The following is a 20242-nucleotide window of genomic DNA, read 5'->3' on the forward strand; positions in this document are numbered from 1 at the left end:
AATTGACCAAAATAGTACACCAACCCATTTCGGCATTCATTATCGATGACGACAAAATATTTGTTTACGGCTTTAACAAATTATTACAATTAAGGCATTTAGATGCTCAAATACAGGCTTTTAATAATGGTAAAGAAGCTATTGATTTTTTAACGAACCCAATTAATAGCCAATTTTTACCCGATATTATCTTTTTAGATATTAACATGCCTGTAATGAATGGCTGGGAATTTTTAAAAGAGTTTGAGGAAATCCAATCTCAACTGGGTAAAAAAATCTCGATATACGCCATCACTTCATCAGTTGATGTTAATGATATTGAGCGTGCAAAAAATAATACTTTAATAAAAGACTATATCTTAAAACCCATTAACGATACCCACCTAAAACAGATATTTAATTTACATGGGGATGAGTATGTATCTAAAGCACAATTAAGTTAGAGCCTGCGCTAAGCTATATAACTCTCTAATATTTTAAACCCGCTTGCGGTGCTTAATGTTACTTTATCAATAGTTTTAGGCAACAATATGCACTCGCCCATTTTTACGGGGTATGCCACATTATTATGTTGCAGCGTATATTCGCCTTCAATACAAACATGTATAACAAACGAATCGAGATTTGAGTAGTCCTTTTCTAAACCGTGCGATGCATCTAAAACGTTGGTAGTAAAGTACGGGCACTCCACCAGCTTTACAGTCTCATCTTTTGCGGGCTGGTATTTGGTTTTGTATTCAGGGTAATGTTTATAATCTATAGCATCAAGTGCTTCCTGGGTATGCAATTCGCGTTTTTGGCCCTTATCGTCTACACGGTCAAAATCATAAATGCGGTAGGTAATGTCTGATGTTTGCTGTATTTCGGCAATCAGCAAACCTTTACCAATGGTATGCACCCTGCCTGCAGGTAAAAAGAATACATCGCCCGCCTTTACATCCTCGCGGTTCAATATATCCATAATGTGGCCGCTGTTTAAAGCATCCACGTATTCCTCTTCGGTCATTTCGCGGTTAAAGCCGGCTATCAGTGTCGACCCGGGGTCAGCCTCAATCACATACCACATTTCGGTTTTACCAAACGAGTTATGGCGTTTTTTTGCCAGGGCATCATCCGGGTGTACCTGCACACTCAGGTCGTCGTTAGCATCTATAAACTTTACCAATAAAGGGAATATGTTACCAAAATGGGCGTATACCTTTTCGCCTACCAAATCGGCCTTGTATTGTTCAAGCAAACTATCTAATGATTGCCCCTGCAATTCGCCGCTATCAACCACCGATACATCAGACTTTACCCCGGATATTTCCCAGGTTTCGCCGCAGTTTGGCAGGTCGCCAATGTTTTTATGTAAATAGGTTTCTATTTTGTGGCCACCCCAAATTTTGTCTTTATAGATGGTTTTGAATTTTAGCGGGTATAATGCTGACATGGTAGTATGTTTTACGAGGCTAAGTTAGGGATTTTGCATTAGCCTGAAACAAGGTTTTTGTAAAAAGCAATACAACAACAGCCATTACGCTTGTGTGCAGGTAAATAAAATCGACCACGCCTAAAATACCGGGCCGGGCCATAAATCCTGTTTTGATGAGTTTACCCAGCAGCATAAATTCATAGGGCATCATTATTAATAACGGCAGTACACAAAAGCCGGCCAGCAGCCAAAGCTTGTGCTTATTATTTAGCCTTTTATAAACCATAAACAATGATGGAGAAGCCAATGCAAAAACCAGCGCAAAGCCTGTTAACCTTATAAGCCAAACAGGCTGCCCGGATAAAAGCACTTTTAATACCGTTGTTTCATCGCCCCCACCCATACCCGCTGTAAATATGCGGGCAAAAGCCAAATTTCCTAATATTAAAACAAACGCGGCCGGCCAAAGCTGTTTGTTGTTTGATAGCAGCATAAAAAAGCCTGTCCACATCATTACATAACTAAACACAGGGCCAAATATAGTGGGTACATAGGCATATGAGCTAATTGTACAATTCTCGCTCAATGTCCACAGGTTAAAATCTACCTGCCTGCCCGGGTCACCGCACACCACGCGGGCAGCGGAAAGGTGAGTCAACTCGTGCAATTGCCCAAATACAAAAACGAAGGCCATAAAGGCCAGGCAATACCGCCAGCTAAGTTTAATTTTCATGGGCGGTATGACGTGATTGTAACAAAATTGGTTACAAAAAAAGAGTAGTACAAATTTTCGCTTTTTTGAGATAGATGTTATACTTTTAAGAACCTAAACTTAATTGAACATTGGAAGATAATGCCCCACTTGAAACAGAAGGACCAATAGAAGAAAACAATTGCGTTATCTGTAATATCCCTTCAGTCATTGAAGGGCACCCTACCCGTTTATGTGCTGACTGCCGCCGCAAATTAATTAATTATCCAATTCCGCTATGGGTAAAGCTCTTTGGTGCAGCAACGCTTGTTTTAATGATTATTTCCCTTATATCTCTACCTGGTAATTTTGGTGCGGCATTAGCAATATCAAGAGCAATAAAAGCAGAGAATCATCTTAATTACGTAACAGAACAACGTGAGCTGGAAAGTGCACGAAAAGTTGCACCAAATTCAGTTGATGTGTTAGGACACCTTATGATAGCCAGTTTTAATAATATGGATATCGAAACCGTCTTTTCTGCATCAAATGACCTATCAAAAAAGCCTATAGAAGATACAGCCCTTTACAATCAGTTAAGTTATATCATAGACGAGTCTAAATTATATATACCGTCTGATAGTTTATATAATATAACACAGCGTTACGGCAACAAGACCATTCCGGATACGGTTTATATTAAATATCTGAAAAAAAAACCAAGTGACATTTATAGTTTATACGTATTAGCAAATTCATACTACGACAAAAAGCAATATTTAACTGCTGACACACTTGCTTCTAAAATCTTGTCGATTGACAATGAATATATGCCTGCAATAAACTTAAAGTCGGCAGTAAAACGGGAAATCATGCAAACCGATTCTTCTATATTTTATTGCGACAAAATACTGGCTATTAACCATGAGTCGGTTTATGGCACCTCATCAAAGGCGCGGACATTCTTAAAAGCGGGTAAGTTTAAACAAGGATTAATACTTGCCCAACAATGCGAAAACTTAGCCAATAACGATCCGTATAATATTGCAACACTTGCACTTGCATATCACTACAATAAAGAATATCAAAAACGTGACAAACTCCTGCAAACAGCAATAAAAGATACTACTTTACAGGTTTATATGAAATACGCCAAGGACCAAATTGCAAGTCACCCATAATTTCAATAGATAAATATGTTTATTCCAGGTTTTTTAATCACACTTGCCACTTTTCCTGGCATTATTGTACACGAACTTGCTCATCAGTTATTTTGCCGATGGTTTAAAGTCCCAGTGTATCGTGTAGTATATTTTAAGACCGGAAACCCGGCAGGTTATGTTCAACATGAAATAGTTCAAAATAAATGGAAATCGATGATGATAAGCATTGGCCCGTTTATTATAAATTCGGTATTGGGTACAATTATTGCCTTTCCAGCTGCATTACCAGTTTTTAAATTTGATAATGGCAGTTTCTTAGACTACATACTTATTTATTTAGGGGTTTCTATAGCAATGCATGCTTTTCCTAGTACCGGCGACGCTAATAATATTTGGCAGGATGTGAAAAATAAAGAAACTCCTTTTTGGGTGAAAATTGTTGGATACCCTATTGTGGGACTAATATATATAGGTTCTTTGGGCAGTTTCTTCTGGCTTGATTTAGCTTATGGTATAGCTTTAGCGGTGGGATTTCCAAACCTGCTTATTGCATTTTTAACATAAAGCCCGCTGGTTTTACCAAGCGGGCCTTATACAAATTAAAGGATGATGGGTTATCTATAAATCTACTTACCTAATTTTGCTTTCAGGTTTTCGTTTATAGCTTCCAAAAATTCTTCGGTATACAGATAATCGGTACCGTGGGCTACTTTTGGTTTTATGGTGATAGCCAGGTCCTTGGTCATTTTCCCGCTTTCAACGGTCTCTATACAAACCTGCTCTAAGGTTTTGCAGAAGTTAATGAGTTCCTGATTGTTATCTAACAAGCCACGGAATTCTAACCCACGTGTCCATGCAAATATAGACGCGATTGGGTTGGTAGATGTAGGGCGACCGGCCTGGTGCTCGCGGTAGTGGCGTGTAACCGTACCATGCGCTGCCTCAGCTTCCATAACTGTACCATCAGGCGTAACCAAAGTAGAGGTCATCAACCCTAACGAGCCAAAGCCCTGTGCTACAGTATCGCTCTGAACGTCGCCATCGTAGTTTTTACAAGCCCAAACAAAGTTACCGTTCCATTTCAGCGCCGATGCAACCATGTCGTCAATCAGGCGGTGCTCATATGTAATACCGGCTTCGGTAAACTTGGCTTTATAGTCTGCCTGGTATATTTCTTCAAAGATGTCCTTAAAGCGACCATCGTACTTTTTAAGAATGGTATTCTTGGTTGACAGGTATAAAGGCCAGCCTTTCATTAACGCCTGGTTAAAACAAGCATGTGCAAACCCGCGGATAGACTCGTCGGTATTGTACATAGTTAAAGCTACGCCATCGCCTTTAAAGTTATATACTTCGTATGACTGCTCGGGGCCGCCATCCTCCGGGGTAAACTTAACGGTTAGCTTACCTTTCCCTTTAGTTAAAAAATCAGTAGCACGGTACTGATCGCCAAAGGCATGGCGACCGATGCATATCGGGGCCGTCCAGTTTGGTACCAAACGGGGCACGTTTGCCATTACAATAGGCTCGCGAAATACCGTACCATCCAATATATTACGAATGGTGCCGTTAGGCGAGCGCCACATTTGCTTTAAACCAAACTCTTCAACACGCTGCTCATCAGGTGTAATAGTGGCGCATTTTATACCTACGCCATATTTTAAAATAGCATTTGCGGCATCAACGGTAACCTGGTCGTCTGTTTCGTCACGATACTCTATACCCAGGTCATAATATTTTATATCCAGTTCCAGATATGGGGTTATTAATTTATCTTTTATAAACTTCCAGATGATGCGGGTCATTTCATCACCGTCAAGTTCAACTACCGGGTTTTCTACTTTAATTTTTGACATACCTGATTTTTACTTGTTTAATTTTCTGTTTTAGTGGTTTCAAACTTATAAAATTTTATGTTTAAAAGTTCGGCTCAATATAACATTATTAAAAAATAACACCTCCGGTTTAAATTCAATTAACAATTAATTTTACTGTATGGTTGCTTTTTAAAACTTTGATGCTATTTTTATAAAAATTTAACCATCTGCTGCTAACCTGAAGCACCGTATTAACCATTATGATAAAATTGCTGTTTAAAACAACATTTTTCACCCTGCTGTTAACCTCATTTGCATTAATATCAAAGGCACAAATTGGTTACGATTACGCCCAATATGATATTGGCTTTGGAGCAAATGCCAACAAGGTATATGGTGATGCCGAAACTGTTAAAACTACCCCATCGGTATATGTTAACTTTAATTTTAACCAAACACCTTTTGTTAACTATATAGCCGAGGTGCAAAAAGGCACCCTGGAGGGCGGTAGCCTGGAATCGCAATCGGGCAGATACTTCAAAAATAGCTATACAGCACTGGTTTTTAGGGGCCAGCTACAGTTTGGCGAGTTTTTAAACTACTCACGTAGTGGGGTTATGAATGTATTAAAAAACGTTTACCTGTCATCGGGTTTTGGCTATGTGGTAAACGATATGACCTCGATAAACCGTAAATCTAAAATACTGCAAAACTACACCACCCCCGGCGAAGATAAAAGCAACGAGCTTTTCATACCTGCCCGTATAGGCTATGAGATAAAGGTTTACAACAAATACGACCAGCCCTCATTCAAAATTGATATTGCCTACCAACATAATTTTGACCTTACCGACAACCTTGACGGCTTTAACACAGGTAAAGACAACGACAGGTTCTCGCAAATAAGCATTGGTTTTAAAGTGGCTTTGGGCGGGGTTACCTCCTATCGTAAATCGCTGCATAATTAGCTATAACGGGCGTTTTGTTTGATTTTTGGCAGGGTTTTTAATGTATATTTATATATAAATTAAATTACCTATGACACCTGATAAAAACTCCGATTTTGTAACTGATCCCGAAGACAGGAACAACCCGCTAAACGATGCAGAAGATAGTGAAGACCTTAACTACGATGAAACTATCAATAGCTATGAGTATGATATAAAGGGAGATAACCCCGATTACGACCACCCCGACCCATACGATACTACCGTTAAAAACGGCGAGGATATGAACTCTACCTACGACGAAGCCAACCCTTATGATACCAATGGTGAGTATGAAGCCGACCGGTCATTAGAAACAGATGTTGATACGCTGGGTATGCATATAGATAGCGGTAAAATTGTAGAAACTAACCCCCGGGATGCCGCTTTGGCACACACCCCCGAGGACGACCGCGATGACCTGGACGAGGAGGGTTATCCTAAAAATGATACACCATAATAATTTTAATCTTAAGTACCCAAATAATAAAAGGGGCCGTCTCAAAAAGATGGCCCCTTTTATTTGTATGCGGCTTTTTCTATTCCATACCCTTAGTTAAAGCATTCCACTCTTTTCGTTGTCTTGCGGTTTTTTTTCGTTTTTTTTCGTTTTAATTCGCTTCCTATGGTTCACTAATATAACATTATCCGGCATATAAACAAGCATTAATAATGTAATTTGGATGCGGGTGATTTTTGGTGGAAAGTTGCCGGTGTCGTTTTTAAAACTTTCGCGAGGCTTTCTGGTCCTTAATCAAACTCCAAATTAAACCTATTCTTCAATTCTAAAAGTTGCGGATTTTTGGCGGCCATTGCCTGGAATTTTTCGGCGGCGGTATAGGGTTTGCGCACGGCCGATTGCTCATCAACCCGGGCGTTAACATCAATATTGAAATTTTTAAGGCTGCTGCGTAAAAAGTTAAGCAGGTAAGGCCGCTCGTCCCTAAACGACATCTCCTGCACTTTGTTAGATACCACAATTTCGTACAGCTCGGGTTTTAGCTGCACCGGGGCGTTTAGCGTAAAAATGGTAAACAGTGTCATGGGCTTGCCATCGGCCTTTATCTTAGCCGCGTAGTTGCTCCACATCTGCAAAAACTCATCATGTGTAAAGGGCTCTTTATCATCGCCTTTTAAATATGGGTCGTCCTCTTCGGCCGCTGCCTCTTCGGCCTGCTTGCCCATATCTTTTAAGGATGGTATACGCACCGATGTTGTCGAAACATGCAAATTAGGTATGAACGCGGGCTTAGGCTTATCTGCCGTAGGCGCGTCCTTTATTTCGGGTGCCGGGAGTTTTACAACTGGTGTTGGCTCTGTTCGGTTATAGGTAATGGGGTTATCCCTTACTATAGGCACTTCGTCCTGTACAACAGGTGCTACGGGCGGCGGACTTGCTACTGTATCAGGTTTTTTTTTTAGCTCCCCGTTTGAGGCAGCTTCGGTTGCGGGCAGTGCCGATAGGTTAAATACGGCTTGCAAATGCGCCATTTTTAACAAAGCCAGCTCAACCTGCAAGCGTTGGTTTTTGCTTTGTTTATAGCTGATATCGCACTGGTTGGCAATATTCATGGCCGATAGCAGGAACGATACCGACGCCGCCTGCGATTGCTGCAGATAGCGTGCTTTTATGGTTTCGCTCACCTCTAACAGTTTTATAGTGCTGCTATCCTTCCCAACCAGCAGGTTGCGAAAATGCTCGGACAGGCCCGATATAAAATGTGCCCCATCAAAGCCCTTGGCTAATATTTCATCAAACAAAAGCAAGGTAGCGGCGCTATCCTGGCCTAACAGTTTATCGGTAACGTTAAAGTAATAGTCGTAATCAAGTATGTTAAGGTTATCAATTACCGAGCGGTAGGTAACATTACCCCCTGAGAAGCTAACGATCTGGTCGAACATGGATAGTGCATCCCTTAGCCCCCCATCTGCCTTTTGGGCGATGATGTGCAAGCCGTCGTTCTCGTAAGTGATGCTTTCCTTTTGGGCTATGCCTGCCAGGTGGCCGGCCATATCCTCAACCCTTATGCGGTTAAAATCAAATATCTGGCAGCGCGATAGTATGGTAGGCAGTATTTTATGCTTCTCGGTAGTGGCCAGTATAAATATGGCGTAGTTAGGTGGTTCTTCAAGCGTTTTTAAAAAAGCGTTAAAAGCCGCCTGTGATAACATGTGCACCTCATCAATTATATAAACCTTGTAGCGGGCAGCTTGCGGCGGTATGCGCACCTGCTCTATCAGGCTGCGTATATCATCAACCGAGTTGTTTGATGCGGCATCCAGTTCGTGTACGTTAAACGAGTTTCCGTTTTGAAAAGCGCGGCAGCTGTCGCATGTTCCGCAGGCTTCGCCATTGGGCTGCAAATTGGTGCAGTTAATGGTTTTAGCCAGTATGCGCGCGCAGGTAGTTTTACCCACGCCACGCGGTCCGCAGAATAAAAATGCCTGCGCCAGCTGATTATTCTTAATAGCGTTTTTAAGCGTGTTGGTTATATGTTGCTGACCAACAACAGTTTCAAAAGTAGCCGGGCGGTATTTGCGTGCCGAAACAATAAAATTATCCACAGCTACTAAGTTAGCAACATTTGTTTTAAGTTAAAACCTCAAAAAAAGTATTGTGCATAAATAGGCAACCTGGCCCTTTTAGTTCAGCTCATCATCGGGCAGGTGGTCGTCGTCCTCTTCCTCCGGCTCGCCCATGTCGTCCTCTATTTGTATTTCGTGTTTATCCGTCTCAAATTCCATCTCGTCGTCAAAATCCTCGTCCTCTTCATCGTCCCAATCACCTTCAACATCAACGTCATATTCGCGCGGGGATTGCATGATTAAGGTGTTTATATCTGCATTGGTATTATTTGCTGTTTGATTAGTAATGAACATAAGACTGTATATATACTTATATGACGTTTATTTAGATGATCTGTTTTATAACAGATCAATTGCGGTTATTTCTTTCACTTGATAATACCCTTTAGCAGTGGGCAGGTAAACTTCAATATCCTGCCATGATATTTTAAGCTTTTTACCTGCAAATTTTATTGTTGATCCTGTAAACTGCTCCGAACCCGGAAACTGTCTTAACCATAAAAACGATTTTTCACTGCCTGCATTATCAGTAATAACTATATAATTAAAGCCCTTTACATCAACACGTTTAAAAGTACCGGTAGTTGCCTGCACTGCTATCTGATCTTTTTTATTTGCCATTTTAACAGCCAATTTTAAAAAGCCCTCGCATTTTTGTTTCAGTAAGTTCCGGCCAATATCTGTTCCCATTTTATTCATTGCAACGTTATCGCTTAATTCCACTCCTCGTTCTGCAGCTAAATCTACTGCCAGATCTGCCTGCGCCATAAAACAATCCATAAAAGCCTTATTTGCTTCTTCGCTGTTGGTAATTTTCGATAAATCCAGTTTGTTTATACAATCACATAAATTGTCTGTTATTTTCTTTTCTACAGGTCCTACAACTGTCTGTGCATTGGCTTTAAAGTAAAAGCTACCTAATATTAAAACGAGTATAATTTTTTTCATATTTTAAATTTGTTGAATATACCTCATGTTGCTATAAATTACAATAATAAAATGCTTGCATTAATACAATAAACTTGCTACATTTGCAGCCCCGTAATAGCGGGATAAATAATTAAAAATCAAAGTATAATAATGCAACAGTACGAAATCGTGATCGTTCTAACCCCGTTGTTATCAACTGAGGTTGCTGCCGAGGCCATAGCCAAATACAGCAAAACCTTAACCGATAACGGAGCCGAAATTGTCCAGGAGGATAATTGGGGTTTGAGAAAATTAGCGTACCCTATTCAAAAGAAAACTACAGGGTACTATCACTTAACTGAATTCAGGGCTCCGGGTGATTTAATTAACAAACTGGAAGTTGAATTAAGACGCGATGAGCGTGTTTTGCGTTTCCTGACCATTGCTTTGGATAAACATGCCATTGCTTACAATGAGAAAAAACGCAGTGGTGCTTTCAATCAAAAGAAACCAGCTAAAGTGGAGGAAACTAACTAATGGCAAACGACCAAATTAAATACGTTACCGCCCCCAAAGTGGAGGATAACCGTAAAAAATACTGCCGTTTTAAAAAGAACGGTATTAAGTATATCGATTACAAAGACGCTAACTTTTTGTTAAAATTTATTAATGATCAGGGTAAAGTTTTACCTCGCCGTTTAACCGGTACTTCATTAAAATTTCAGCGTAAAGTGGCCCAGGCCGTTAAACGTGCCCGCCACATTGGTTTATTACCTTACGTTACAGACTCATTAAAATAATCAGGAGGTTTACAAAATGGAAGTTATTTTAAAACAAGATGTAAAAAACCTGGGCGACAAAGACGATGTAGTAAGCGTTAAACCAGGTTATGGCCGTAATTTCCTTATCCCTAAGGGTTATGCCATATTAGCCACAGAATCTGCACGTAAAGTATTAGCAGAAAACCTGAAACAGGCTCAATTTAAACAAGATAAAATTCGCAAGGATGCAGACGCTATTGCTGCCCGTTTGGAAGGTGTAAAACTTACCATTGGCGCAAAAGCCGGCGAAACCGGTAAAATCTTCGGTGCTATTAATACCATACAGGTAGCTGATGCATTAAAGAAAGAAGGTTTTGAAGTTGACCGTCGTAGAATTACATTTGACCAGGAGCCAAAATTTATTGGCGAGTACGTTGCAAATGTAAACTTGCACAAAGAAGTAAAAGTTCAGGTACCTTTTGAAGTAGTAGCTGAGTAATTCTTGTAAATTATACAGAATTTAAAAAGGTGTTTGGCTTGGTCCAAACACCTTTTTTGTTTTAATTAGAAAGCTTGTATAACAATGGCAAAGGCGGCAGCAAAAAAATCGGGATCGAAATATCGAAATCCAAAATCAAAGTTCGGCGGCATATTTAAGCTGATCTGGCGTATTGTTAAAATTGCCTTTATCACCTTTGTAGCCGCCAGTTTGTTTGGCGTTATCCTTTTCCGTTTTGTTAACCCGCCCTTTACCTGGCTAATGGTGCAACGCGGCTTTGAGCGCAAAAGCAATGGCAAAGATTGGAAGATAGACAAAAAGTGGGTGGATTTTGACCAAATTGCCGACGCTATGAAACGCGCTGCTGTAGCAGCCGAAGACCAAACCTTTTTAGAGAACCACGGCTTTGATTTTACCGCCATTGAAAAGGCCATCCAAAAAAACGCCAAAAGCAAAAAGCTGATAGGCGGCAGTACCATTACCCAACAAACCGCTAAAAATGTATTCCTTTACCCCGGCCGTTCGTTTGTGCGCAAAGGGTTCGAGGCTTGGTTTACTATACTGATAGAAGCTTTTTGGAGCAAAAAGCGCATTATGGAAGTGTACCTTAATGTTATTGAAATGGGCGACGGTATTTACGGCGTCGAGGCGGCATCGCAGGCTTACTTTCATATACCTGCATCGCAGCTAAACAGGCGGCAGGCAGCAGCCATAGCGGTTATATTCCCAAGTCCGTTACGGTGGTCGGCCACCAAGCCAACCCGCTATCTAAGGCACAGGCAGTACCTGATACTAAAAAACATGCGCCGCCTGGGTCCGCTGGAGTTTTAGGTTACTTAACACCATTCCTAAAACCCATGTCATTTCGACCGTAGGGAGAAATCTTATACACCATACTTTAACATTATGCACGTTGCGCTTACCGCTTGTATAAGATCCCTCGTCGCTGCGCTCGCTCGGGATGACAGCTTCTAAAAAAATGTCATTTCGACCGTAGGGAGAAATCTTATACGCCATACTTTAACAATATGCATGTTGCGATTACGCTTGTATAAGATCCCTCGTCGCTGCGCTCGCTCGGGATGACAAATTGAAAAAAATAGCCCGCTAACTTACTGACTACTTGTACTTCCAATTCCTGATTTTGCCCTCGCTTATCCATTCCAGTCCCTCTTTTAAACGCTTCTCGCGGGTGGCTTCGCTTTTGGCTTCCTCAAACCAGGTAATGTATTCCTTTTTTTGCGATGGGCTAAACTTATCAAAGTATGCTTTAGCGGCGGGTGTTTGGTTTAACAATTCCGTTAGATAGTTTGGCGTATCTAAAACCGTAGCTGCGGGTTTAGGCGCTGCCTTTTTCGCTGTGCCTTTTGTAGACTTTGGCGCCTCCTTTTGCGCCATTGCCTGGCGTATATACCATATCAGCACGTCATCATCGGGTATATCGGCCACGGTGGTTAATTTCCCAATATTACCGGCAGCTTCGCCCCCATCAGTATATAATATGCCGTGCGGGTCGGGTAAGTCGCCGGCTTTCCAAAAACCAAAGCCCGCGTGCTGCTTAAAGGCCATCATAAAGCAAAGCACACCATTATACTCAAAAAATGGCGCGCTCCATTTTATGGTTTCCGTTATCTCCGGCGATGCGCGGTGCACCAGTTGCCGCAGGTGGGTTAAAATGGGTTTAGCAAAATCGGCAGCCTTATCTATGTAGGCATCTACCCGGCTATCATATTGTTCCATAATGTATTTAATTATTAGTAAAAATATAAATTATTATAACTTAGTGTTACCAATTACACAACTTTATGAGGCCTGTTTTGCGCGCATTATTAGTTTGCTTTTTGTTTACAGCAACCATCACCGGCTGCAAGCTTGACCCGCCTGTGTACCCCGATACCCCCGCCACCACAGTGCCCGAGGTTGACGACGGCACCGACGCGCCCACTGACGCAACTTATACCATCCCTATTGGTGCTATTAATACCATCGCTTTCCAGGTAGATGGCGGCGATATTAATACCTTAGCATCGGCAACCGCTATAGTTACCCAGCCCGATGCTACAACGCCTAATGGCTATACCGGCATATCGGTAGATCTTACAAATCCCGATGCTACTTTCAGGCTAAATTTTAGAGACATCACAGCCGGCATTAAGGTGAACGACCTGCTGGCCATTTTATATAAAGATTTTAACCTTACCGATGATAGTGGTGGCACCATTAAGGTAACCACCTTTAAAAAGATAGGAGAATCGTACCATATAAGGGGTTATTTTAAAGTGGTAGCCAAAGACGAAAGGGATAATACCATGCACACCGTTATCGGCTCATTTAATATACAGCAATAAACTTAACGGCTTAATTGAGATAACGATGAACAAGTTTATTGATATTACGGATCGCCCGGCTATGCGAAAAGCCTTTACCGGGCTTAGTGCAGATACCCAACCTGTTTGGGGCAAAATGAAGCCACAGCAAATGGTAGAGCATATGATAGACCAGGTTGAATATACCAATGGCAAAAAGATACCTACGCTGGATGTATCGCCCGGGGATGCTGCCAAAAGCAAACAACTGTGGATATATACCGATGCCGAAATTCCAAGAAATGTGTTTGTAAAGGCATTAGATGAAGTGTATCGCTATCCAACACTTAGCCGGGCCATTGAACAGGTATTTATTGAACTGGACGATTTTGACGCTTATTTAAAACCGCCCGGCACTACCGCCATACACGGGGGCTTTGGCCCCATGAACCATAAGGAATGGGTAATATGGCACGGCAAACATTTTACGCATCATTTAAAGCAGTTTAGCCTTATCTGATCAACTTGTAATAATTAAGTTTGAAGACGATAGTTTATTAAGAAAACAACTCGTTAATTAGTGCCGTAAGATACTTTTTATCAATGCTACTTTCGTCAGATTTATCGTAAATAGTAAGCATATTTATGGTGATATATGCATCAGATTGTATAACAAGAAAAGTAATGATCCTGTAACCTCCGCTTTTCCCTTTCCCTTTACTTTTTATGGCAAGCCTTATTTTATGTAATCCGGCGCCCAGATCAGCACCTTGTTTTGGATTATCTAATAAGCTTTTCTCAAGTTCTTCCAAGTCACTTACAAGTGATAAATGCCGCTTTTTTAAATCCTTAGCCTTTCTGATAAAAACAGAAGAATAAATGATTTTATTAGGCATTATATATCCTTTAGCGATGGAGACTTCGCTTCACCGGATTGTATATTCTTAACTTCTTTTAACGCGGTAGCAATTTCTTCAGTTAATGAACTTACCTGCGGGGTATCAATAATTTTCGCCTTAAACTTCTTCAAAATAGTTAATACCACCTCTGCATCGCTATCTTTTACTTGTACTGTGAAGGTTGTCATAAAACAAATTTAACAAATTTTTATGCACTAACTAAATCTCTAAAAAGCTGTATATGCCAGCTATCTTTAAAAGGCACCTCCCATTTGGTTTGCAGTTCGGCTACGTTTTGGGCAAGGTTGTTAAATACAATGGTTTCGGTGTTTATTTTGCCTTGTTTAAGCAGGTCTTCAAACTGCTGGCGCGGTACCGATAGCACTTCCTCTCCATCGCGGTAGGCCAGGTTAAACCTGTCAAACAGGTTAATGCCAAACTGCTGCTCCAGCTGTTTCATAAAGTTTACCGATTTATCGATAGAGCAACCGCTTGCGCCGGCCTGGCTTTCGTCTACAATAAGTATCAAAAACCGGTTGTAGCGTATCTCGGCCCTGGCTTTTAACTGGTGGTTGTGCGCTGTCCAGCCGGTGGTAAAATTATCCAGTTGTACCTGCAATTTAAGCACTTCGTCGGCCGTTAATTTACGGTCCGATTGGTATACCCAAACTCGTGAATGTGAAGAAAATTCCATACTACAAATTTATTCAATTAATTAACTTGGAAGTATTATTTGTTGTCATGCTAAAATCAATTCTACCAAAGTGAAAAAAGCATCAATTATTTGGATATTATTGCTCATAGGGCCGTTTTTATACAGCTTTAAGGCTTTTATGGACGAGCAGGAATGGATAACCTGGGGCAACCGTTTCCTTACCGAGAGCTACGACCCATCAACTGAAGCTAAGATAAAGAAATGGGAAATAAGCCTCACACCCGACCATTTTATACGCCTGCAAAAAACTTATCAACAGGGCAAACGCGAGTATTATTCCTTCAATTTACAACGTTTTAACGGCCTGGAATATGTGCCCGGGCAAGCCGCTACCGATACCCTCGAAATGAAAACACAGGCCGACGATATCATCATCCAAACCTTTGACGACCCCAAAGGCGACATCGACTCGATGGGCACCATACTTGATATCCCGGTCAAAAAATTAGCTCCTGAAAGATTGGACAGTTTAAAACAGGCACTGCAATTTTTAAAAGCAAAAAGCTTATAAACCGTTTGCCCTAACTGTTATTTCGGCAATATCCAGCACCTTTATATCCTGTTCTTTTTCGATGTGCTTAATGCCGTCGCTTAGCATGGTCATACAAAACGGGCAACCCGATGCTACAATTTGCGCTTTAGCTTCCAGTACATCCTCCATCCGCTCAATATTGATATCCTTTTTGCCCGGCTCAGGTTCTTTAAACATTTGGGCGCCGCCCGCGCCGCAGCACAGGCCGTTGCTTTTACAGCGTTTCATCTCAACCAGTTCGGTGTCCAGTATCTCTAAAGCGGCGCGTGGGGCCTCGTAAACGTTATTGCCACGGCCAAGGTAGCATGGGTCGTGAAAAGTTATCCTGCGGCCCTTAAAGCTCTCTCCGCCCTCAGCCTTTAGTTTGCCTTCGTCTATCAGTTGTTGTATTAGTTGGGTGTGGTGTATTACGTCATACGTTCCGCCAAGGCCCGGGTATTCGTTGCGGATGGTGTTAAAGCAATGCGGGCAGCCGGTTACTATCTTTTTTATGTTATAGCCGTTAAGCACCTCAATATTGGTCATGGCCTGCATCTGGAACAAAAACTCGTTACCGGCGCGTTTTGCAGGGTCGCCGGTGCAGCTTTCTTCGGTACCTAATACGGCATAGCTGATACCTACGTGCTGTAATATTTTACAAATATCGCGGGTGATTTTTTGCGCGCGCTCGTCAAAACTGCCTGCACAGCCTACCCAAAAAAGTATTTCGGGCTCTTTGCCTTCGGCAGCCATTTGGGCCATGGTTGGTATGGTTTGGTTCATTTATTTAAGCTTTAGCTTACTCAACAGATTCGCTTATCTCTGTTATAAATTCGTTTATGCTGCTGTAATTTTCAAAAGTAATGGCCGAGTTAATGGCCTTTAGCTGATTAAGTATATCAAGCGCCAGGCTTATGGCATCAACCTCTATCCCATCCATCCGTGGGTTTAGATTAATACCGGCCAGTGTTTCATTTTCGGCCATTTCCATGCACCAATCCTCTAAAAAAATGGCCAGTGGCACCTCGGTTGGCGTGTAGTTTTTCCAGTCCTCGCGGGCGCTTAGCTTTGCCAGGGTGCGGTCAGACCAAAACGGGATCAACGCCACCTCTTCATCCTCGGCAGATTCGGTATTGGCCCAGCCTGTTTTGCTTTTTAGGCCCCAAACCAGCTTTGATGCCGCCACTTTTTCTATAAACTGCCTATACTTTAAATCTTGCTCTTCCATCTTTATTAATTCTTATCATCTGCATATTGCACATCTGCACATCACTACTCTTTCTCCGCCCAGTTAAATCTATCGGCCTGACTGTATTTCCAGGGGGCGCCGTTATTTTCCATATTGCCGAACATATTATTAAGGCTGGCCGGCGCCTGCGATTCTTCCATCACTATATACCGGCGCATATCAACAATTATCTCCAGCGGGTTAATGTTTACCGGACAGGCCTCTACGCAGGCATTACAGGTGGTACAGGCCCACAATTCTTCCCGGGTGATGTAGTCGTCCAGTAAAGTTTTACCGTCGTTATGATCTTTGCCATGCTTGTCTATATTGTTGCCTACTTCGGTTAGCCTGTCGCGGGTATCCATCATTATTTTGCGGGGCGATAGCAGCTTACCCGTAATATTAGCCGGGCATACCGATGTGCACCTGCCGCATTCGGTGCAGGTATAGGCTTCCATCAGGTTTTTCCAGGTGAGGTCGGTTACATCCTTGGCACCAAAACGGCTTACCTCGGTGGCTTCGGGTACAAACGAAGGGTCGAGCATGGCCTTAACCTCGGTGGTAACTGATGGCATGTTACTAAACTCGCCCTTGGGCTCCAACTTAGAATAATACACATTAGGGAAAGCCAATAGGATATGAAAATGCTTTGAATAAGGCAGGTAGTTTAAAAAGGCCAGTATACCTATAATATGGAACCACCAGCAGCCCCTCTCTATATTTTGCAGCGCGTTGGCACCCGCAGGCAACAGCGGCGCTACCAAAGAGCTTACCGGGAAACTTCCCGCCTGCACGTAATGGCCAAAATGCAATAGCTGTAATTTATAATCGGCGGCGTTCATGGTTAAAAAGGCCATCATCAGTAGTATCTCTATCGTAAGGATGTAGTTAGCGTCAGACTTTGGCCACGTGGTCATCTCTACGCCGCTGAAGCGCTTTAGGCGGATGATGTTGCGCCTTGCCAAAAATACCACGCAGGCCACCAGTACCAATAGCGCCAGGCCCTCAAACCCGCCTATCAGCAAGCCATACAGGCTGCCCAGCGGCCTGGCAAATATGCGGTGCGACCCAAATATGCCATCAATCATTATCTCCAGCACTTCCAGGTTAATAATGATGAACCCGATATAGATAAAAAAGTGCATTACAGCCGCCACAGGGCGTTTTACCATTTTGGTTTGACCAAGGGCCACCTTTGCCATTATCTTCCAGCGCAGGGCGGGCTGGTCGCTGCGGTCGGCAGGTTTACCCAGTAGTATATTGCGCCTTACCTTAGCCACGTTTTTGCCAAAAAGGAAAGCCGCGCCAAGTAAAATGATGATAAATATAACCTGTGCTATCATTATGCGTGCATAGTAATTTTAAGCTAAAGTATGCAATTGTTTTATAGTTGAAACGTTTAAAAGTTGAAATGTTTTATAAAAAATATTTGCCGGCATAACCTGCTGTAAATCAACATTGCAGGCTTAGGGCGTGGCGTCATTGGCTTTGTTGCTTAACTAAAAATGAAAAAAAACTTTCTGAGAATAAAAAAAACGCTACATTTGCAAACCTTAAACGGAGCGGTATCATAGCTCAGTCGGTAGAGCAAAGGACTGAAAATCCTTGTGTCGCTGGTTCGATCCCAGCTGATACCACAACAAAAAGTAAAAATTAAAAAGTAAAAAAGCCTTCAGATATTTCTGGAGGCTTTTTTTGTTTAGCGATTATATACTTGATGGTATCACCCGTCGAATTTAGTTTGGATCAGAGTCGGCGTTCTTTAACAGGCGATAAGCCGCAAGCAGATAATAAAAAGCACCAAATGCGGCATAGCCTGCCAAGCTACTGATTCCTTTGGACGGATCGTGCGCCAGTAGGATAAATGAGGTGCCGCCGATCATGGATTGGCCGCCGCTGATGATCATAGGCCATTGACCACTCAGAAATTTCCGGCGGCGCAGGCCTAAGATCAGTTGAATTAATCCGGTGCTGATAGCCCAAGCGCCGAATACCATTAACGTTTCAGGGACGCCTTTTTGAATAGTGATGCCAACCGCTATAGTGGTTATACCACTAATCACCAAATTGGCGTATTGTGATTTTTTATTTGAAGCAGCCTGATTAGCGCGTATATCCAGGATAGTACCTACGATATCCCAGGCTGGGTAAATGATTAGTAAAAAGGCAGCGAATGTTGGTGATGTTTTCGCAAAAATAGCGACCAGGATCACCCAAATAATTGAAAAGCCGGCACGGACAAAATAAAGCCTGCGCAAGGAGTGAGCGGTTGAAGGGACTGTTGTCATGAGTTTGTTGATTAATATTTAATGCCACAAAGGTGTGTTGTAGCATACAGGCTGTTTTTAACTTAAGTTAAAATGCATTTAAATCTGACGATGTTATTACAATGCCGAATTTGACTTATGTTAAATGAGGGCTAATTTTTCGCTTATATTTGGTCGGCAAAGCCGTTGGCGATGAAACAATTGCGGAAAACCCGCCCTAATACAGCATTGGTGATGCCGATTACAAGAATTTTTTAAATGACCGATAAAAACGATAAATTATCTGAACAGCTAAGGACTTTTGCCCAACTGAACGACAAAGATATTACGGATAGCCAGCCTTTTTGGAAAGCGCGAAAAATGCATAGAGGGGATTTTTTTAATATGCAGCAAATGGTATGCAATGATCTTGGCCTGATTACTAAAGGCATCTTCCGCATCTATTTTCGTCACCCGGATACCACCGAAGAAAAGAACATTTTCTTTTTTTCCGAGGATCAATTCGTTGTTTCTTTCCGAAGTTTTGTCACCCGCAACCCTTGCTGGTACTTTATTGAAGCCATGGAGGATTCGGAGCTCTTTTTTATCTCTCATAAAGATCTCCACGGGTTATATGAAACCCATCCAAACTGGGGGAAGTTTGGCAGGCTGTTGGCCGAATTGTTTTTTTCTATTGCGCAAACGCGGACTGAAGATTTGCTCTTTTTCTCGCCGGAGGAACGCTACACCAGGTTGATAAAGACACAACCAACTATTGCTGAACGAATCCCGGCATATCATATCTCGTCGTATCTGGGTATTACCAATCCATCGCTGAGCCGAATCAGGAAACGCATAGAGAATAAAAAGAAATAGTGTAACTATACTAATCACCAAGCGACCAGTCACATCTCCCGCTGCCGCAAGCATCCCGCTTGTGGCCCACATGCAAAATAACCAAATTTGCTTTACTGCCCGGCTTGTACTTAACTTAACCCCACAAGCAAGACGCTTGCGGTAGCTGCGTAATCAAACACCACCCGTTGAAATGGCAAATAACTCCATTGTTTTACCGCGGCCTTTCAGCACATTTTCTCCAACCGACCGTACTTCGTAACTGGCCGGGAGCTGAAATTTATCAACTACATCTTTTGACACCAGCAAGTCGGCACCATATTGATTGCAGAGTCCCTGTATCCTTGCCGAAGTATTAAGCACGTCGCCTGTAAAGACGATTTCTTTTTTCAGCGACCCTATCTCGCCGGCGGTAACCATACCAAAGTGAAGCCCCGCTTTAAACCCCGGCAAAACGCCAAACAGGCGGTGATAGCTTTCCGACTTTTTTGCTAAAGCGCGTTTCATCGCGAAAAAACAGGCTATACAGTTATTATTTTTTACGCCGTCTTTTAACTTCCAGGTGATGATCATCTCATCGCCGGCGTATTGGTATATCGTTCCGGTATAATCAATAACCGCGGCAGATAAATCGAAGAAATATTCTTTTAACATTT

The 20242-nt window shown here is 42.1% G+C and carries 28 protein-coding genes and 1 tRNA gene; 14 read left to right on the top strand and 15 right to left on the bottom strand.

Features of this window, described 5'->3' with window-relative positions:
* Positions 1-11 precede the first annotated feature (11 nt).
* Positions 12-443 (top strand): response regulator, encoded by a 432-nt coding sequence (locus FFF34_009945; protein TSD68008.1) that lies wholly within the window; start codon positions 12-14, stop codon positions 441-443.
* Positions 444-451: 8 nt separating this feature from the next.
* Here FFF34_009945 and FFF34_009950 read toward each other — a convergent pair whose 3' ends face one another.
* Together FFF34_009950 and FFF34_009955 are read right to left on the bottom strand one after the other, a co-directional pair.
* On the bottom strand, positions 452-1432 hold the full coding sequence (locus FFF34_009950; protein TSD67686.1) for a mannose-6-phosphate isomerase: 981 nt from the start codon (positions 1430-1432) through the stop codon (positions 452-454).
* 19 nt (positions 1433-1451) lie between these two features.
* On the bottom strand, positions 1452-2147 hold the full coding sequence (locus FFF34_009955) for a hypothetical protein (GenBank protein TSD67687.1): 696 nt from the start codon (positions 2145-2147) through the stop codon (positions 1452-1454).
* Between the two features lie 110 nt (positions 2148-2257).
* On the opposite strand from FFF34_009955, the gene FFF34_009960 reads away from it, so the two are divergent.
* Both FFF34_009960 and FFF34_009965 read left to right on the top strand, forming a co-directional pair.
* Positions 2258-3286 carry a hypothetical protein gene (locus FFF34_009960; GenBank protein ID TSD67688.1) on the top strand — a complete coding sequence of 343 codons (1029 nt, stop codon included), beginning with the start codon at positions 2258-2260 and terminating at the stop codon, positions 3284-3286.
* Positions 3287-3301: 15 nt separating this feature from the next.
* Positions 3302-3832 carry a DUF3267 domain-containing protein gene (locus tag FFF34_009965; GenBank protein ID TSD67689.1) on the top strand — a complete coding sequence of 177 codons (531 nt, stop codon included), beginning with the start codon at positions 3302-3304 and terminating at the stop codon, positions 3830-3832.
* A 62-nt stretch (positions 3833-3894) separates the two neighbouring features.
* Here FFF34_009965 and FFF34_009970 read toward each other — a convergent pair whose 3' ends face one another.
* Positions 3895-5124, bottom strand: coding sequence for an NADP-dependent isocitrate dehydrogenase (locus FFF34_009970; GenBank protein TSD67690.1), 1230 nt, complete (start codon positions 5122-5124; stop codon positions 3895-3897).
* A gap of 221 nt (positions 5125-5345) precedes the next feature.
* On the opposite strand from FFF34_009970, the gene FFF34_009975 reads away from it, so the two are divergent.
* Both FFF34_009975 and FFF34_009980 read left to right on the top strand, forming a co-directional pair.
* A complete protein-coding gene (locus FFF34_009975; GenBank protein TSD67691.1) occupies positions 5346-6053 on the top strand; it encodes a hypothetical protein in 708 nt (235 codons plus the stop codon).
* A gap of 70 nt (positions 6054-6123) precedes the next feature.
* Positions 6124-6531, top strand: a complete 408-nt coding sequence (locus FFF34_009980) for a hypothetical protein (GenBank protein ID TSD67692.1) — start codon at positions 6124-6126, stop codon at positions 6529-6531.
* A gap of 290 nt (positions 6532-6821) precedes the next feature.
* Here the strand turns inward: FFF34_009980 and FFF34_009985 are convergent, their stop codons facing one another.
* The 3 genes from FFF34_009985 to FFF34_009995 all read right to left on the bottom strand — a co-directional run bounded on the left by FFF34_009985 (position 6822) and on the right by FFF34_009995 (position 9605).
* Positions 6822-8636, bottom strand: coding sequence for a DNA polymerase III subunit gamma/tau (locus FFF34_009985; protein ID TSD67693.1), 1815 nt, complete (start codon positions 8634-8636; stop codon positions 6822-6824).
* 78 nt (positions 8637-8714) lie between these two features.
* On the bottom strand, positions 8715-8894 hold the full coding sequence (locus FFF34_009990) for a hypothetical protein (GenBank protein ID TSD67694.1): 180 nt from the start codon (positions 8892-8894) through the stop codon (positions 8715-8717).
* Between the two features lie 102 nt (positions 8895-8996).
* Positions 8997-9605 carry a hypothetical protein gene (locus FFF34_009995; GenBank protein TSD67695.1) on the bottom strand — a complete coding sequence of 203 codons (609 nt, stop codon included), beginning with the start codon at positions 9603-9605 and terminating at the stop codon, positions 8997-8999.
* 132 nt (positions 9606-9737) lie between these two features.
* On the opposite strand from FFF34_009995, the gene FFF34_010000 reads away from it, so the two are divergent.
* The 4 genes from FFF34_010000 (at position 9738) to mtgA (ending at position 11657) form a co-directional block, all read left to right on the top strand.
* A complete protein-coding gene (locus FFF34_010000; GenBank protein TSD67696.1) occupies positions 9738-10103 on the top strand; it encodes a 30S ribosomal protein S6 in 366 nt (121 codons plus the stop codon).
* Positions 10103-10366 carry a 30S ribosomal protein S18 gene (gene rpsR, locus FFF34_010005; GenBank protein ID TSD67697.1) on the top strand — a complete coding sequence of 88 codons (264 nt, stop codon included), beginning with the start codon at positions 10103-10105 and terminating at the stop codon, positions 10364-10366. Before FFF34_010000 ends, rpsR begins: the two co-directional genes overlap by 1 nt.
* A gap of 16 nt (positions 10367-10382) precedes the next feature.
* Positions 10383-10826 carry a 50S ribosomal protein L9 gene (locus FFF34_010010; GenBank protein ID TSD67698.1) on the top strand — a complete coding sequence of 148 codons (444 nt, stop codon included), beginning with the start codon at positions 10383-10385 and terminating at the stop codon, positions 10824-10826.
* Between the two features lie 84 nt (positions 10827-10910).
* Positions 10911-11657, top strand: coding sequence for a monofunctional biosynthetic peptidoglycan transglycosylase (mtgA, locus tag FFF34_010015; protein ID TSD67699.1), 747 nt, complete (start codon positions 10911-10913; stop codon positions 11655-11657).
* A 288-nt stretch (positions 11658-11945) separates the two neighbouring features.
* On the opposite strand, the gene FFF34_010020 is transcribed toward mtgA, so the two are convergent.
* The gene (locus FFF34_010020) at positions 11946-12566 is read right to left on the bottom strand and encodes a hypothetical protein (GenBank protein TSD67700.1); all 621 of its coding nucleotides are present in this window, start codon (positions 12564-12566) and stop codon (positions 11946-11948) included.
* A 65-nt stretch (positions 12567-12631) separates the two neighbouring features.
* Here FFF34_010020 and FFF34_010025 point away from each other — a divergent pair, with 65 nt between their 5' ends.
* Together FFF34_010025 and FFF34_010030 are read left to right on the top strand one after the other, a co-directional pair.
* Entirely contained in the window at positions 12632-13174 is a 543-nt protein-coding gene (locus FFF34_010025; protein TSD67701.1) for a hypothetical protein, read from the top strand.
* Positions 13175-13199: 25 nt separating this feature from the next.
* Positions 13200-13652 (top strand): hypothetical protein, encoded by a 453-nt coding sequence (locus tag FFF34_010030; GenBank protein TSD67702.1) that lies wholly within the window; start codon positions 13200-13202, stop codon positions 13650-13652.
* A gap of 37 nt (positions 13653-13689) precedes the next feature.
* Here FFF34_010030 and FFF34_010035 read toward each other — a convergent pair whose 3' ends face one another.
* Genes FFF34_010035 through FFF34_010045 form a run of 3 tightly spaced genes read right to left on the bottom strand, consistent with a single transcriptional unit; the run spans position 13690 to position 14725 of the window.
* Complete coding sequence (locus FFF34_010035) at positions 13690-14028, bottom strand: hypothetical protein (protein ID TSD67703.1); 339 nt, start codon at positions 14026-14028, stop codon at positions 13690-13692.
* Complete coding sequence (locus FFF34_010040) at positions 14028-14219, bottom strand: hypothetical protein (protein TSD67704.1); 192 nt, start codon at positions 14217-14219, stop codon at positions 14028-14030. The genes FFF34_010035 and FFF34_010040 overlap by 1 nt, the downstream gene beginning before the upstream one ends.
* A 20-nt stretch (positions 14220-14239) precedes the next feature.
* Entirely contained in the window at positions 14240-14725 is a 486-nt protein-coding gene (locus FFF34_010045; protein TSD67705.1) for an ABC transporter ATPase, read from the bottom strand.
* 70 nt (positions 14726-14795) lie between these two features.
* Between FFF34_010045 and FFF34_010050 the strand changes: the two genes are divergently transcribed.
* Positions 14796-15257, top strand: coding sequence for a hypothetical protein (locus FFF34_010050; GenBank protein TSD67706.1), 462 nt, complete (start codon positions 14796-14798; stop codon positions 15255-15257).
* Here FFF34_010050 and FFF34_010055 read toward each other — a convergent pair.
* From FFF34_010055 to FFF34_010065, 3 genes are read right to left on the bottom strand one after another with little or no spacing between them, the layout of a single operon-like run.
* The gene (locus tag FFF34_010055) at positions 15252-16040 is read right to left on the bottom strand and encodes a (Fe-S)-binding protein (protein TSD67707.1); all 789 of its coding nucleotides are present in this window, start codon (positions 16038-16040) and stop codon (positions 15252-15254) included. The two genes, FFF34_010050 and FFF34_010055, sit on opposite strands and share 6 nt — an antisense overlap.
* A 16-nt stretch (positions 16041-16056) precedes the next feature.
* The gene (locus FFF34_010060; GenBank protein ID TSD67708.1) at positions 16057-16485 is read right to left on the bottom strand and encodes a DUF2750 domain-containing protein; all 429 of its coding nucleotides are present in this window, start codon (positions 16483-16485) and stop codon (positions 16057-16059) included.
* A gap of 44 nt (positions 16486-16529) precedes the next feature.
* On the bottom strand, positions 16530-17828 hold the full coding sequence (locus FFF34_010065) for a 4Fe-4S dicluster domain-containing protein (GenBank protein TSD67709.1): 1299 nt from the start codon (positions 17826-17828) through the stop codon (positions 16530-16532).
* Between the two features lie 221 nt (positions 17829-18049).
* Between FFF34_010065 and FFF34_010070 the strand changes: the two genes are divergently transcribed.
* A tRNA-Phe gene (locus tag FFF34_010070) sits at positions 18050-18125 on the top strand.
* Between the two features lie 96 nt (positions 18126-18221).
* On the opposite strand, the gene FFF34_010075 is transcribed toward FFF34_010070, so the two are convergent.
* Positions 18222-18683, bottom strand: coding sequence for a hypothetical protein (locus FFF34_010075; GenBank protein ID TSD68009.1), 462 nt, complete (start codon positions 18681-18683; stop codon positions 18222-18224).
* Between the two features lie 327 nt (positions 18684-19010).
* Between FFF34_010075 and FFF34_010080 the strand changes: the two genes are divergently transcribed.
* On the top strand, positions 19011-19607 hold the full coding sequence (locus FFF34_010080) for a Crp/Fnr family transcriptional regulator (GenBank protein TSD67710.1): 597 nt from the start codon (positions 19011-19013) through the stop codon (positions 19605-19607).
* Between the two features lie 153 nt (positions 19608-19760).
* On the opposite strand, the gene FFF34_010085 is transcribed toward FFF34_010080, so the two are convergent.
* Positions 19761-20240 carry an adenylate/guanylate cyclase domain-containing protein gene (locus tag FFF34_010085; protein ID TSD67711.1) on the bottom strand — a complete coding sequence of 160 codons (480 nt, stop codon included), beginning with the start codon at positions 20238-20240 and terminating at the stop codon, positions 19761-19763.
* Positions 20241-20242: the final 2 nt, after the last annotated feature.

This window comes from Inquilinus sp. KBS0705 (assembly GCA_005938025.2).
Classification (GTDB): Bacteria; Bacteroidota; Bacteroidia; order Sphingobacteriales; family Sphingobacteriaceae; genus Mucilaginibacter.